Source organism: Rhizobium sp. P2_G2 (assembly GCF_056403555.1).
On the sequence record NZ_JBFUFF010000090.1, the window covers coordinates 14,816 to 27,766 of the forward strand.

General features: G+C 62.3%; 13 protein-coding genes. 4 read left to right on the forward strand and 9 right to left on the reverse strand.

The window, feature by feature from the left end; translation table 11 throughout:
* Positions 1 to 55: 55 nt before the first annotated feature.
* Positions 56 to 1,948 (reverse strand): bifunctional sugar phosphate isomerase/epimerase/4-hydroxyphenylpyruvate dioxygenase family protein, encoded by a 1,893-nt coding sequence (locus AC1D06_RS34100; protein WP_477990228.1) that lies wholly within the window; start codon positions 1,946 to 1,948, stop codon positions 56 to 58.
* Between the two features lie 158 nt (positions 1,949 to 2,106).
* Here AC1D06_RS34100 and AC1D06_RS34105 point away from each other — a divergent pair, with 158 nt between their 5' ends.
* Positions 2,107 to 2,775, forward strand: coding sequence for a TetR/AcrR family transcriptional regulator (locus AC1D06_RS34105; RefSeq protein ID WP_477990229.1), 669 nt, complete (start codon positions 2,107 to 2,109; stop codon positions 2,773 to 2,775).
* Between the two features lie 234 nt (positions 2,776 to 3,009).
* On the opposite strand, the gene AC1D06_RS34110 is transcribed toward AC1D06_RS34105, so the two are convergent.
* From AC1D06_RS34110 to AC1D06_RS34145, 8 genes are all read right to left on the reverse strand, one after another.
* Complete coding sequence (locus tag AC1D06_RS34110; RefSeq protein ID WP_477990230.1) at positions 3,010 to 3,876, reverse strand: shikimate dehydrogenase; 867 nt, start codon at positions 3,874 to 3,876, stop codon at positions 3,010 to 3,012.
* 73 nt (positions 3,877 to 3,949) lie between these two features.
* A complete protein-coding gene (locus AC1D06_RS34115; RefSeq protein WP_477990231.1) occupies positions 3,950 to 4,714 on the reverse strand; it encodes an amino acid ABC transporter ATP-binding protein in 765 nt (254 codons plus the stop codon).
* A 24-nt stretch (positions 4,715 to 4,738) separates the two neighbouring features.
* The gene (locus AC1D06_RS34120; RefSeq protein WP_477990241.1) at positions 4,739 to 5,518 is read right to left on the reverse strand and encodes a transporter substrate-binding domain-containing protein; all 780 of its coding nucleotides are present in this window, start codon (positions 5,516 to 5,518) and stop codon (positions 4,739 to 4,741) included.
* Positions 5,519 to 5,616: 98 nt separating this feature from the next.
* On the reverse strand, positions 5,617 to 6,267 hold the full coding sequence (locus tag AC1D06_RS34125) for an amino acid ABC transporter permease (protein ID WP_477990232.1): 651 nt from the start codon (positions 6,265 to 6,267) through the stop codon (positions 5,617 to 5,619).
* A 10-nt stretch (positions 6,268 to 6,277) separates the two neighbouring features.
* On the reverse strand, positions 6,278 to 6,946 hold the full coding sequence (locus tag AC1D06_RS34130) for an amino acid ABC transporter permease (RefSeq protein ID WP_477990233.1): 669 nt from the start codon (positions 6,944 to 6,946) through the stop codon (positions 6,278 to 6,280).
* Positions 6,947 to 7,358: 412 nt separating this feature from the next.
* The gene (locus AC1D06_RS34135; protein WP_477990234.1) at positions 7,359 to 9,770 is read right to left on the reverse strand and encodes an FtsX-like permease family protein; all 2,412 of its coding nucleotides are present in this window, start codon (positions 9,768 to 9,770) and stop codon (positions 7,359 to 7,361) included.
* Complete coding sequence (locus tag AC1D06_RS34140) at positions 9,767 to 10,513, reverse strand: ABC transporter ATP-binding protein (protein ID WP_477990235.1); 747 nt, start codon at positions 10,511 to 10,513, stop codon at positions 9,767 to 9,769. The genes AC1D06_RS34135 and AC1D06_RS34140 overlap by 4 nt, the downstream gene beginning before the upstream one ends.
* A 121-nt stretch (positions 10,514 to 10,634) precedes the next feature.
* Positions 10,635 to 11,231, reverse strand: coding sequence for a TetR/AcrR family transcriptional regulator (locus AC1D06_RS34145; RefSeq protein ID WP_477990236.1), 597 nt, complete (start codon positions 11,229 to 11,231; stop codon positions 10,635 to 10,637).
* A 191-nt stretch (positions 11,232 to 11,422) separates the two neighbouring features.
* On the opposite strand from AC1D06_RS34145, the gene AC1D06_RS34150 reads away from it, so the two are divergent.
* The 3 genes from AC1D06_RS34150 to AC1D06_RS34160 are packed head-to-tail and all read left to right on the forward strand — an operon-like array spanning position 11,423 to position 12,760.
* Positions 11,423 to 11,917, forward strand: coding sequence for a hypothetical protein (locus AC1D06_RS34150; protein ID WP_477990237.1), 495 nt, complete (start codon positions 11,423 to 11,425; stop codon positions 11,915 to 11,917).
* Positions 11,901 to 12,368 (forward strand): helix-turn-helix domain-containing protein, encoded by a 468-nt coding sequence (locus AC1D06_RS34155; RefSeq protein ID WP_477990238.1) that lies wholly within the window; start codon positions 11,901 to 11,903, stop codon positions 12,366 to 12,368. The genes AC1D06_RS34150 and AC1D06_RS34155 overlap by 17 nt, the downstream gene beginning before the upstream one ends.
* Positions 12,365 to 12,760, forward strand: a complete 396-nt coding sequence (locus tag AC1D06_RS34160; protein ID WP_477990239.1) for a DUF6941 family protein — start codon at positions 12,365 to 12,367, stop codon at positions 12,758 to 12,760. The genes AC1D06_RS34155 and AC1D06_RS34160 overlap by 4 nt, the downstream gene beginning before the upstream one ends.
* Positions 12,761 to 12,951 lie beyond the last annotated feature (191 nt).

Consider the following 12,951-nt stretch of genomic DNA (forward strand, 5'->3'; position numbering starts at 1 on the left):
TGCAACAGCGGAGCAGCGCGTCCGCCAGCCCATCAGACGAGCAGAAAGGCGTCGCTCACAGCCTCGGCAGACCGGCTGGCTGAGACAGTCGCCGTTGTGCGGCGATGCGGAAGGGCGCATTGATGGCGCCGTAGCCCTGATAGCCGCCGCGCCGCTCCACGATCTCGAAGAAAAAGCCTTCGCCATAGGTCCGGCTGTAGATCTGGAAATATTCGCCGCTGCCATCCCGGTCATAGAGGATGCTGTGGGCGCGCAGCCGGTCGGCAAAGTCCGGATCCAGTCCGAAGCGCGCTTCAAGGTCGTCATAATAATTCCGCGAGATCGGCAGCACATCCAGGCCGAGCGCCTCGAGCGCGCGCACCGTCGCGAAAATGTCGCGCGCGGCGAAGGCGAGATGCTGGATGCTTGAGCCAAAACCTTCGGCAAGGAAATTGCCGGCAAAGGTCTTGCGATTTTCCGCCCCGTTCAATGTCAGGCGGAAGCCGCCATCGCTGCCTTCGACGGCCTGGCTGCGAACGAGGCCGCCGGGATCGACGACATCGACCATCGGCGTGCGCCGGGTGTCGAAGATCGACGTATAAAACAACAGCCATGTCGGCATTTCATCGTAGCGGGTCGTCTGGGCGATATGGTCGATATGGGTGAGACCTGCCCCCGCCAGCGAAGCCGCCGCCTCGGCTGCATCGAATTCGCTGTCCCAGATATTTGCCAGCGCGGCGGACTTGTCGAGGAAATAGATGACGCTGTTGCCGACACCCTGGATCGCCGGCACCGCCGCCTCGCCCGGCAGGCGTGGCTCGGCAAAGATATCGGCGCCCAGCGCCGATGCGCGTTCCACAGTGCCCCTGGCATCGGCAACGCTGAGCCCATAGGCATAGGCATTGGCGCCGTGGACCGAATAGGAGGAATTGGCAAAGCCGCGTTCATCGGTATTGATGAGCAGGCGAATATCGCCTTGCTGGTAAAGGTCCACCTTGCGGTTCTTGTGCCGGCCGGTCCGGGCAAAGCCGAGCGTCGCAAGCAGCGCTTCGAGATCCTGCTTTTCGCTTTCGCCGGCGGTGAATTCGACGAATTCTATTCCCCGTGCCGCCACGCGCTGCGGCATCGGCGGAACGGGAATGCGGATATCGGCTTGCCGGCGCCGAACCTGATCCATCAGATAGAGCAGCGATCGATACCCATCGCCGGCGATCGATCGGGGCGAGCCGCCGCGGAACTGGTCGTTGAAGATTTCCAGCGACAGAACACCGTCATAACCGGTGGCAGCGACGGCCTGCATGAAATCCACCACCGGCAGATCCCCCTCGCCGGGCATGTTGCGGAAGTGACGGCTCCAGTAAAGCAGGTCCATGTCGATCAGCGGCGCGTCTGCGAGCTGGACGATGAAGATCTTGTCGCTCGGGATCGAGCCTATGCTGTTGACGTCGATCCGGCGCGCCAGCGTATGAAATGAATCGAGAATGATGCCGATATTGGGATGATCCGCCCGGCGCACGATCTCCCAGGCATCGCGATGATCGCTGATATGCCGGCCCCAGGCCAATGCCTCATAGCCGACGCGCAAGCCGCGCTTGCCCGCCCGTTCGCCCAGTTCGTGGAAATCGGCCGCGGCGCGGTCGATGCCGGCGAGCGCGACCGGCGAGACATTGGAGCAGACCAGCATCAGCTCGGCGCCGAGTTCCGCCATCAGGTCGAATTTGCGCTCGGCGCGATCGAAGACACGCGACCGATGCGGCTCCGGCATGCCCTCGAAATCGCGAAACGGCTGGAACAGGGTGATGTCCAGCCCGTGGTCACGGACCATCCGCCCCACCTCTTTCGGCGAAGCATCATGCGCCAGGAAATCGTTCTCGAAAATCTCGACGCCGGAAAATCCGGCTTTGGCGATGGCCGCCAGCTTGTCGGGCAGTTCGCCGCTGATCGACACGGTCGCGATGGAAGTCTTCATAGACGCTGCCCCCTCGTCACGCACAGGCTGCCTGCTTGCCTTCCTCATGGTTCTTCTGTACCAACTGGTTAAGAATGTCAATGACTTTGTACTAACAAGTTAAAACATATCCCGTGCCTCAAACGAAGCGGGATCGCAGCGATCGTCCGGGGAAGGAAATGGAAAGCGCAGTGAGCAAGCAGCAGGGCAAACGGGACCCCCAGGGCGTGCGCGAGGATATTCTGCGTGTGGCCATGGAGGAATTTTCCGAGAACGGCCTGTCGGGCGCGAGAATCGATGAAATCGCCGCCAGGACCAGGACGTCCAAGCGGATGATCTACTATTATTTCGGCGACAAGGAGGGCCTCTACACCCACGCGCTGGAAGAGGCCTACCGGCATGTCCGCGGCAATGAGGGCGATCTCGGATTGGATGGACTCGATCCGGTCGAAGCGTTGGAGCGGCTGGCGCATTTCACCTTTCACCACCATCGGCAGAACCCGGCCTTTATTCGCATGGTGATGATCGAGAACATCCATCACGGGCAATATCTGAAACGCTCGGAGATCATCCACGACCTCAACCGGCCGGCGATCGAGAAATTGCAGTCGCTGCTCGCCCGCGGCCAGAAGGACGGCGTCTTCCGCAGCGATATCGACGCGCTCGAACTGCATTGGCAGATCAGCGCGCTGTCGTTCTTCAACGTCTCCAACCGGGCGACTTTCTCGCAGATCTTCGGCCACTCGCTCTGGGCCGATGAGACGCAGGAGGAACTGTCACGCCACGTCGCGTCGATGGTTCTGCGGTATGTTGCAAAACCCGAGGCGCTTGCGGCGCGGGGCGGGTGAAGTTGGTGGGGACGGCAGGGAGAGCGCATATGAGCGTTCGATGATGGAAACGGGCGTCTGCCGCTTGCTCCCTCTTCTCCCCTCGGGGAGAAGTGCGAACGTAGTGAGGCGATGAGGGGGCCGCCCCACCCGTGAAGCCCCCTCATCTGCCCTTCGGGCATCTTCTCCCCGAGGGGAGAAGAGGGAGCCAGGCCTCGGCGCTCAGCAATCTCTCCCATGCGATTGCCCTGGGGCTTACAAAGCGCCCGCCTCCAACAATTCGCCAAAATGCCGCTGCATGCGTTCCGCGTCGGGCTCCAGCCCGGTGAACAGGCGAAACGCGCCCACGGCCTGGAACACGGTCATGCCGCCGCCGGGCAGGATGCGGCAGCCCTGTCGGGACGCCGCGGCCAAGAGTTCGGTGACGAGCGGCATGTAGACGATGTCGGCCACCCAATGGCGGCTTTGCAGCAGCGCCTCGTCGAGCGGCATGCCGGGATGGCTGTTCATGCCCGTCGGCGTGGCGTGAATCAGCCCGTCTGCAGCGGCGATCGATCTGGCAAGGTCGTCGGTCGGGAAAGCGTGTTTTCCGTCGAAGCGCCGGTTGAGATCCTCGGCCAGCTGTGCGGCGCGTGCGCCATCGCGATCGAAAATGTCGAGCCTGCCGACGCCGAGCTTCAGCGCGGCATGGGCGACGGCGACACCGGCGCCGCCGGCGCCGAGAAGCAGTGCATGGTCACGCCGCGCGTCCGGTAGGCCCTGGCGGAAACTCTCATAAAAACCGTACCAGTCCGTATTGTGCCCCATCCGCCTGCCGTCGCGGAACACCACCGTGTTGACGGCGCCGAGCATGCCGGCATCCTCCGACAGTTCGTCGAGGAGCGGCAGCACTGCTTGCTTGAACGGATGGGTGATGTTGGTGCCGGAAAAGCCGCGCTCTTCCAGTTCGCCGAGCAGATCCGGCAGGGCATCCGCAGACAGACCACGCTCGTGAATATCCACCCGCTCATAGCGATAGTCGAGCCCGTGGCAGGCGCCTTCCCGCTCGTGCAATGCCGGCGTCTTGGAAAGCTTGAGATCGGAGCCTATCAGCCCGACAAGCACAGCGCGTTTGTCCGTCATTTTAATATCCAATGGCAAAGACGTTCCGTTCCGGGGAACCGGTTGTCAAAAGGCGGACCGAATTGCGGACCGGTCAGTGATGCGCGAGAATTTCGCCGAGAAAGGCCCGCGTGCGCTCGTGCCGCGGGCTCTTGAAGAATTCGTCGGGCGGCCCTTCTTCGATCACCGCACCGGAGGCCATGAAGATCACGCGGTCGGCGACCTGCCGCGCAAATCCCATTTCATGCGTGACGCAGATCATCGTCATGCCGTCGCGCGCCAGGCCGATCATCGTATCGAGCACTTCCTTGACCATTTCGGGATCGAGCGCCGAGGTCGGCTCGTCAAACAGCATGGCCTTCGGCTCCATGCACAGCGCCCGTGCAATCGCCGCCCGCTGCTGCTGCCCGCCCGACAGTTGCGCCGGATATTTGTCGGCCTGGTCGCCGATCCGCACCTTGCCGAGATATTTGCCGGCAAGCGCCCGGGCGTCGGTCTTCGACATGCCCCGCACCCGCATCGGCGCCAGCATGCAGTTTTCGATGATGGTCATGTGCGGGAAGAGGTTGAAGCTCTGGAACACCATGCCGACCTCGCGCCGAACTGCGTCGACGGTCTTGCCGGTGCCATCGAGCGCCAGCCCTTCGACGACGATCCTGCCCTTCTGGATCTCCTCCAGCCGGTTGATGCAGCGGATCAGGGTGGATTTACCCGAGCCCGACGGTCCGCAAAGCACGATTTTCTCGCCCTTGCGAACCGAAAGGTTGATGTTCTTGAGCGCATGGAAGGCGCCATACCATTTCTCGACGCCTTCGAGCGCGATCAGGGCCTGTTCGGCACCCTGCTCGATAGTCTGCATGGCGACTGCCTCCTCGGTCTGCGATCACTTCACGGTGTAGGGAATGTCCGGCATGGCGTCCGGGAATTTGGGCACGTCGCGCTTCATCCACTTGGCGTAGATCTTGGCGTGCTCGCCATCGGCCATGATCTTGTCGAGGAAGGTGTTGACCGCTTCGTTCCAGTCCTTCTCGCCGAGACGCGTGCCGGCGCCGTTGAAGAGCGTCTTGAGGTCGAATTTGCTGTCATAGGTGCCGGCGCTGGCGGCGTTCAGGCGATCGCCATAGAACTGGTTGCCGCCGACCACCTGGACCTGGCCGGCCAGCAGCGCCTGGATCGTTGCCGCATCATCGTCGAAGCGCAGGATGGTCGCGCTATCGCCGACGCCGGCGGTAATCGCCGTATCCATGGCGCTCGACTTCGGCACGCCGATCGTCAGCCCGGCAAGGCCCTTATAGTCGGCGATCTTCGTCGTCTTCGGTCCATAGATGGAGAGCACGTTGCCGGCATAGGGCTTGCTGTACTGGATCGATTTCGCCCGTTCCGCCGTCATGCCCATGGTGGCGAACAGCACATCGACCTTGCCGGTCACCAGGGACGGAATACGGTTGGCGACGGCCAGCGGAACGAACTCGACCTCGACGCCCAATTGCTTGGCGAAGGCCTTGCCGATATCGGCATCCAGGCCGTCCTGCACGCCGCTCGAATTGACAAAGCCCCAGGGCGCATTGTCGCCCTGAATGCCGATCACGACCTTGCCGCTTGCCTTGGCGTCGGCCAGCGTTCCGGCATTGGCCGGCAGCGCCGCAAGCAGGGGCAGGAGCATGGCGCCGGCGATTGCCAGAAGGGTACTTCTGCGGCCCAATGCATGTCTCAATTTGTTGATCATCATTTCCTCCTCTTCAACAAAGCTCTTGAAATTCCTCACCGCGCCGCCTTGGCCAGCCGGCGTTCCATGCGCGCGCCCCACAGCGAGAGCGGCCAGCAGAGTGCGAAATAGATGGCGCCGACGATGGCGAAGACCATCAACGGCCGGAACGTCTGGTTCGATACGATCTGGCCGGCACGCGAGAGTTCGACGAAGCCGACGATGGCCGCCAGCGAGGTTCCCTTGACCAGCTGCACCAGAAAACCGATCGTTGCCGGCAGCGATATCTTGAGCGCCTGCGGCAGGATCACATCCTTCATGCGCGAAACGTAATGCAGGCCGAGCGCGTTGGCCGCTTCCGTCTGCCCCTTGGGGATCGACTGAATGCCGCCGCGCCAGATTTCGCCGAGGAAGGCGCTGGCATGCAGCGTAAAGGCGATGGCGACGGCAATCCACGCATCAACGTTCAGACCGACAAGGCCGACGCCGTAATAGACGACGAAAAGCTGCATCAAAAGCGGCGTTCCCTGGAACACCGCGATATAGGCAGCGCCGCCCCGCCACACGATGGCGTGCCCCGAAACCCGCATCAGCGCGACCCCAAGGCCGAACACCCCGCCGCCGACGAAGCCGATCGCCGCCAGCGCAATGGTCCATTTCAGCCCCTGAAGCAGGAAGAGAAGCTCGTTTACGCCGATATGTGCCATGGAGCGCGCCTCACCGGACCGGATAGCTGAACAGGAGCTTCGAAATCGCCGAAAACAGCGCCATCATCAGCCCGGAAATGGCGAGATAGATCAGCGTGATGCTGAAATAGACCTCGAAGGAGCGGAATGTGTCGGACTCGATCCTTTGGGCGACCGAGGTGAGTTCGTAAGCCGCAATCGAGGTGCAGACTGACGTCGTCAGCGTCAGCATGACGAACTGGCTGGTCAGCGACGGATAGATCGCCCGGAAGGCCGGTTTCAGCACGATATGGCGAAAGACCTGCCCCTTGTGCAGGCCGAGCGCCAGGCCGGCCTCGATCTGCCCCTTGCCGATGCTCTCGACCCCGCCGCGGATGATCTCGATCGCATAGGCACCACCATTGACGGCAAGCGCGATGATCGCCGTCGCGGTCGGGTTCAGGCGGATGCCGAATTGCGGCAGGGCAAAGAAGATGAAGAAGATCTGCACCAGGAACGGCGTGTTGCGGATGACCTCGACGAAGGCAATGGTCGGAACGCGCAGAAGCGGCGATTGCGACGTCCGCGTCAGCACGCCGAAGACACCGATCACGGTCGCCAGCGACATGCCGGCAACGGCAAGGCCGATGGTCGACAACGCCGCCAGCAGCAATTCCGGCAGCCGTTCATAAACGACGCTGAAGTCGAGCACATAGCCCATCGTTTCCTCCCTGCCGCCTCCTCAAGCGGCACATAGTCAAACCCAGAGTGACGAGCCAGGCTCTCACAAGCGCAACTTTGTACCATCTGGTTAATACCTGTCAAGCACTTTGTACCAGATAGTTAAATGTCGCGCTCTGCCCGTCCGTACCATAGGGGGAGGTTTGGCGCGGACCTGCCATAAGGTTTCGGCCGCCTCGGGTCGTCGGCGGCCGAAACTGCGGCGCGTTGCTCCCTTCCAGCGACAGCGCCGAGCGTTCCCCCGGCGCCTCTGCCGCTCACCCCCCATGCACCGCCCGCGCCAGGCCGAGGAGATCGAATGTATGGGCGGCAAACAGCAGCAGGCCGATGACGACGATGGCGGTGAGGATGACGGGCAGTCGCTTTCTCATGGCTTTGGTTCCTTTGGCGTTTCAGATATGGGCGAGTGTTTCGCGGATGGTCAGGCGGGCGGCGCGGAGTGCCGGCACGAGGCTGGCGGCGGCGGAGCCGGTGACGAGGATGGCAAGCCAGGTCATGAGGCCGGCATGCGACACGATCAGCGGCAGCGGCAGGCCGAAGGACATGCTGCCGATGAGGCGGCCGATGCCGAGCGTCAGCGGCAGCGCAATGAGGATCGCCATCACCAGGCTCAGGAGCCCGATGAACAGGCCTTCCGACACGACATTGCGGATGATCACGCCATGGCTGCCGCCGATCGTGCGCATGATGCCGAATTCGCGCGTCCGCTCGGCAACGCTGATGCCCTGCGCCGAGGCGAGGCCGAGCAGGCCGACGATCGCCATCAGCAGCGACATCGACATCAGCGACACGACCAGGATCTTCACATGCCCGCCGACGGCGCTGTCCATGCGCGCTGCGGAGATCGATTTGGCGATGGGAATGGAGGCGCCCGCCAGCGCCGTCTCGATCGCCTTCGACAGGCGGTTGACCGACGCCGCATCATGGTCGCGGGCGGTGATGCGGATGGCATTGGTCCGGTTTTCCGTGGCCGTCACGTGGGCATAGGCCGCAGCCGAAACATAGGCTGACGGCAGCGTCACGATCTGCCGCACCACAGCACTCATACGATAGGCCGCCGTTCGACCGTCCACGGTCAGCGCCACGCGCGCGCCGATCGCCGGCCGTCCCAGCAGGTTCCAGGCGCCCTGGTTGACGACCAATGCGTCCTCCGCATCGGCCCGCGGCAAGGAGCCCGCGAGGAGAACCAGATGGCCGAGTGCCGCCGGGCTGGGCAGGGCGCGAAAATCGAGGCTGGCATGCCCGCCATCGGGATAGGTGCGCACCACCATCAGCCCGTCCGGCCGGGCGATCGCCGCCGCCGTCACGTTCCAGGCCTCGGCCTTCGCCACATCGGGCAGCGCCGCAACGAGACGCATGACCTCGCCAGTCCCGGCATAGCGGCTGAACTGCAGTTCGAGATCGTAGCGCCGGTCCTGCGCGGACGCCGCGACGAAATAGGTCCAGGCCGCCTGGACGTTTGCGCTGGCCATGAACATGCCGCCGGCGGAGGCGAGCAGAACCAGCGTCAGCATCAACCGCCCGCGCTGGCGAAAGGCGTTGCGGATCGACAGAAGCAGCGTCCGGTCGATGCCGCCGATCCTGGCAAGCAGGCCATCGATCCGGTCGCGCCCGGCAAAGGACGAGACGCGGAAATCCGATATCGCCTCGCGCACGGTCAGACGCGCCGCCCGGTTGATCGGAATGGCGGCAAAGGCGAGCGGAATGGCAAACCCGCCAGCGACCAGGGCCGCGACGAAGCCGGGCGGAACGGCATGCGACTGGATGTCGAAATTGAGCAGCTTGGCGATCACATCGGCAAAGCCGCGCCCGCCCCAGATGCCGAGCGGCACGCCGAGCGCCAGCGCCACGCCGGCAAGGATGGACACACCCGTCAGGTAAAGAACGACAATCTGGCGCCGGCGCGCGCCGATGGCCTTCATCACGGCGATCTGCCGCACCTGCTGTGCCAGAAGCCCATCGACGATCGAGGCCACCAGCACAGAGGCGAGAAGGAGCGCCAGCAAAGCAAAGATCAGGAACAGGCTGAGCACGGCGGTCATCTGGCCCTGGTGCGGATGCCGGCCGGTCGGCGGCACCTGGATCGCATGGATCTTGTCGCCCGCGCTGGCCAGGACCGCTGCAAGGCTGGTGACGGCGGCATCGACTTTCGCCTGGTCAAAAACGGCGTCCTTGACTGTGATCTTCAGCCGTTCGGGCACCGGCTGGCCGCCCATGGCGGCAAAGGTCTCCGGCGTCACATAGCCATAGGCCATCTGCTCCTGCCAGGCAGGCGCCAAAGCCGGGTCATGGACCGAGCCGGATATCACCACCGATGTCGCCTGGCCCGACGGCATCTCGACCGCGACGCTGTCGCCCAACCGGCGGCCGAGGAATTTCAGCGCTTCGCGTTCCAGAAGCATCGTGCCGGCCGGCGGCGGCCAGGCGCCAGCCTGGGGCGCGACCTTGCTGATCCGCATCGCCTTGAAATCCGGAATGACGAACAGCAAAAGCGGCACCCATTCGTCCCGGCGCAAGGCGATCCGCGCGGTGACGATCGACGTGGCCTCGACATCGGAAATCGCGGCGAGCTTGCGGACATCCGCGATCACCTTGGCGTCGACCGTGCCGAAATCCACGATCGCCGATGCCGGATTGGTGGCGAGATAGTTGCGCGAGATTTCCCGCGTCAGGATCGTATAGGCGGTGCCGATCAGCGCCACCGCGAAAATGCCGAGCGCAATGGCCGCCACGGCCATCACCACCCTGCCCTGGATGGCGTCGAAATCGCGGATCAGCTTTAGCCAGCGGGTGCGGATGATCATGGCCGCTCTCCCGACTGTCCGACGATCCTGCCATCGGCAAGTTCGATCACGCGGGTGAAATAGCGGCCGAGATCCCGCTCATGCGTGACCATCACCACCGCCCGGCCTTCGCCGGCAAGCCCGGCAAACAGCCCCATCACCTCGTCGGAGGTTCTGGAGTCGAGATTTCCCGTCGGCTCATCCGCCACCAGGATCGGCGGATCGTTGGCAAGCGCCCGGGCAATGGCGGCGCGCTGCTGCTGGCCGCCGGAAAGGTCCGCCGGCAGCTTGTCGATCTCCGAACCGATGCCGAGTTTTTCCAGCAGCATTTGGGCACGGCCCCGGCGCGCGGCCGGCGCAAACGTGTTGCAGAAATCCATCGGCAGCATGATGTTCTCGGCAATGGTCAGCGTCGGCAGCAATTGAAAGAACTGGAAGACCACGCCGACCGTCGTGCCGCGCCAGATGGCGAGCTCTTCCTGCGTCAGGCTGTGGATGTGGCGGCCGCCAGCATCGATGGTGCCGCCGCTCGGCGTGTCGATGCCGGTCATGATATTGACCAGCGTCGATTTCCCGCTGCCGGACTTGCCGACCACGGCGAGGAAATCGCCGGGATGGATATCGAGATCCACGCCTGTGAGTGCGGCAAACGATCCCGCCGCCGTCTGATAAATCTTGCCGGCGCCGCGCAGCGACAGAAGCGGCTTTTCGACAGGTGGGCTGAAGTGAGGACGCAACTGTTCAAGTCCGGAATGCATATGCATCGGAGTCTTCCCTGATCTGGTTGTTAATGGAATTCGGGCACGCCCCGCCCGTCTCCCGAATGCGGGTCACCGCTTGCGGGATAGGACAGGCTGAGAGAACGAATGCGACGTGGCTTAGTGACTACCCATCCGGCCTGCCTTTCCCAGGCGGCAGGCCTGCGCAGAGGGCATCGACAAACACCTCGATGACATGATCGAGATTGGCGCCGCCATGAAACTTCATCAACTCGTAAAGCGGCACGCTGTGGATCGCGGCAATCAGCAGATGGGCGGCCGCGAGCGGATTCTGCACGCTGAGCACGCCTTCCGCATCCTTCTGCCGGAGAAAATCGGCCAGGCGATCGGCCACCGCGCCCACCCGCGCATTGCCGAAATGATTGCCGAGATCATCCATGGTCACGGCCGAATTCTCCATCAGCCTTAGCCCCATCGGAATGACCGTGCGGAAATGCCTGAGCAGCCGCCGGCCCGTCTCGACCAACGCGTCGCGCGGATTGTCGATCTCGGTGGCGACAAGACCTCCGGTATCGATATCGGTCGACATCAATGCCGCCACGAACAGCGCCGTCTTGGTCGGATACCGCTTGAAAATCGCCGCCTCGGAAATCCCCGCCCGCCGCGCCACTTCCTTGGTGGTGCCGGCATTGCCCTGCTCGAGAAACACGCTGCGCGCGGCCTCCAGCAGGGTTGCCTCGTCGATGATCTTTTTGCGGCCCATGAGGTGATCCCGTTCATTCGATAGATAAGTGATGACTCACTTATTTTTGGATGTCAATGGGAGGTGGGTGGGTGGGAAGAGACGCGAGATCGACATCGACATGTTGGTTGCCTATGTTCGACTCATCTGGTGGGCACCGACCGGAAATGGATAAATCTTGATCGGCAAAACATCTTGTTGACGAATATGTGTTGACTTATATGGCAACATTGCAAGAGTTGGTTCAGCGAAGGGACCTGAGACCTGTCAAGGTCAACCTCGCCCGGAATATGTTTGAAGAGAGGAAGTTCTATGCCACGCCGGATTTCTGGCAATGGCTCAACGGACCGTTGCGACAGGCGCCGGCATCGCACAAGCCGGACTTGCGCCCCGCTGAGCAAGTGCTCGACTTGCTTCGGCAATTCATCACCGGCGCACCCTTCCCGAACAGCCGATGGTTTAAACTGATGAGACCCGTCTCGGACGATGTGTGGGAATTCTCCAAGCCGGATGTCCGGATATTTGGCTGGTTTCCCGCAAAGGACAATTTCGTCGCGGTCAGAGGCGACTTCCTTGAGAATTTGAAGACCAACCCCGCGCTCTATAGCGAACATCGCAACGCATGTGTCGATCACAGAAAGTCGATCGATCTAGATGAACCGAAATATAGGTCAGGAGCGACGTATAACGATGTCATATCAACTTGATGATAACGAAGACTCGCTTTTTTCGCTGGACCCGAAGGACGAGGCCAGGGCTGTTTTTGTTTCCCAGGCTGGCCGCGCTCTGCAAAGTGCCTTGGTCCATCGGAAAGAATCCAGGAAATTCACGCAGCAGGATCTTGCAAACGCCCTCGGTGTCGACCGCTCGCGTGTGAACCGCTGCTTTTCCGGTGCCGCCAATCTGACGCTGGGCACGTTTGCCGAGTTGGCCTGGGCGCTTGGTGGCGTGCCTGAAATCAGAATTGTCTATGAGGACGCCGCAGACGAGCAGCCCAACTATCCTGACGATCCGCCCGCCCTGACGGCCTTTACCTCGTCCACATCTGCCGGGTCAGAGGTCATAACCCATCAAGACTATCCTGGTGCGCTGAACAAGCGCGCAACCGGCCGCGTGCAATCGCCTGCGAGGACCCTGAAATGGGAGCCTCGCGGATGAAAACGCAAATCCTCTTCTGTGACGATATTCGGCAGGAGATAACGGGCAAACATATGCTGATCGGCGTCTATGACGATCAATTGAACATGAATGCAGGCCCTGGAATTTTGCCGCTGGCGGTCTATCTGCAGATCTTGGGGATACCGGAAGGCGATCATACACTTCACATCGTCGCGCATAAACACATTGGCAACCAGCGCACTGAGATTGCCGTGGTTGACATTGATGTCAACATCGCAAAGGGCAACAGGCTCGTCGCCTTGGCGCTTCCGCAACTCCCCGTTCACGTCGACTCTGATTGCCTTGTGTCCGTCAACATTGTCGTAGACGACGACATCCCCTTGGATGCAGGCGAACTTTCGATCAAAGCTGAGTTCGCCAACAGGCATTGAGGACGAATACAAGGCTGACCCACCGGCAAATGCACGAAGCAAAGAAGCAGTTGGCGAATAGGCCTGGAAATCCTCGCCATTCGGTTTCGCACGCTCGGACAAGGCGGCACCTTGGTCGCCCCGGCCCATCTGGAGCCATGCTCCCGAATATCGAGACCACCAGGCGGCTTGCCCGCCAGATAGCCTGATGG